Origin of the sequence: Bradyrhizobium sp. ORS 375 (assembly GCF_000239775.1) — a bacterium.
In the GTDB taxonomy this organism is placed as follows: domain Bacteria; phylum Pseudomonadota; class Alphaproteobacteria; order Rhizobiales; family Xanthobacteraceae; genus Bradyrhizobium.
In genome coordinates, this window is record NZ_CAFI01000103.1 from 1 (window position 1) to 1,250 (window position 1,250).

Below are 1,250 nucleotides of genomic sequence, written 5' to 3' on the forward strand. Positions count from 1 at the left end.
CTTGCGCCGCGATTTTGACCTGATCCCCTCACCCGGATTGCATCTTGCGATGCAATCCGACCTCTCCCTTCGGGAGAGGTGAAGACGGGGCTCACTTCGCAATCTTGCTCCACAGCCAGCGTGCCACCGCTTGGGGCGACGACTCAGCATCACTGCCTGACGCCCGCAGGTTAGCCTGCTGCATGGTCGCGATGTCGATGCGGCCGAGCAGGGGGCGCAGGGCGTCCTGCAGCGCGCGATCGTCGGCGCGTTTCGGCGACAGCAGCAGGATCGCGTCATAGGGCGGGATGGCGTGCTTGGGGTCGTCGAGCACGACGAGATCATATTTCGCGATCAGCCCGTCGCTGGTGTAGCCGGCGATGACGTCGACCTCGCCGGAGGCGACGGCGGCGTACATGAAGTCGGGCTGCATCTGGCGCTGGGCGCCGAAGGCGAGCCCATAGGCGACGCGCAAGGCGGCCCATTCGGGCCGTGAGAAGAACTCGTAGTCGCCGGCGATCGACATCCCGCTCGTATGCCGCGCGAGATCCTCGATCGAGCGGATGCCGAGCGCCTCGGCCTTCTTGCGCGGCATCACCAGCGCATAGGCATTCTCGAAGCCGAGCTCGCCGAGCAGGGTGACCTTGTCCCTGGCGAGATCCTGCTTTAGCGCGGCGAGCAGCGCCTCGCGCGGCAGCTGCTCCTTGTGGTGAAACTGGTTGGCCCACAGCGTGCCGGAATAATCGACATAGGCATCGATGTCGCCGTTCCTCAGCGCCTCATAGATCACGCTGGAGCCGAGCCCCGCGCGCGACGTCGCCGAGAGTCCCGCGGCCTGCAGCCGCTCGCGGATCAGCGCCGACAGCACATATTGCTCCGTGAAGGTTTTTGCGCCGATGACGTAGCGCGCGGTGGTGCCGGCGAGCGAGGGCAGCAGGCTGGCTCCGACCATCAGCGCGATCGCCGCGGTGCCGAGTCCCACGCGGGCGCGGCTGCGCGCGCGCAGGCCATTCTCGATCAGCGCCAGCAGCTGATCGACGACGAGCGCCAGCACGGCGGCGGCGACGCAGCCGAACACGACGAGCACCCAGTTCTGCGTCTGCAGCCCTGCAAAGATGTAGTTGCCGAGCGAGGTCTGCCCGATCGGCGTCGACAGCGTCGCGGTGCCGATCACCCACACCGCCGCGGTGCGGATGCCGGCCATGATCACCGGCAGCGCCAGCGGCAGCTCGACCATGGTCAGCGCCTGGCGCTCGGTCATGCCGACGCCC

1 protein-coding gene is annotated in these 1,250 nt (G+C 67.6%); it reads right to left on the reverse strand.

The features are described from left to right. Nucleotides 1–91: 91 nt before the first annotated feature. A partial coding sequence (locus tag BRAO375_RS08820) for an ABC transporter permease/substrate-binding protein (RefSeq protein WP_035639669.1) occupies nt 92–1,250 on the reverse strand: 1,159 nt, incomplete at its 5' end.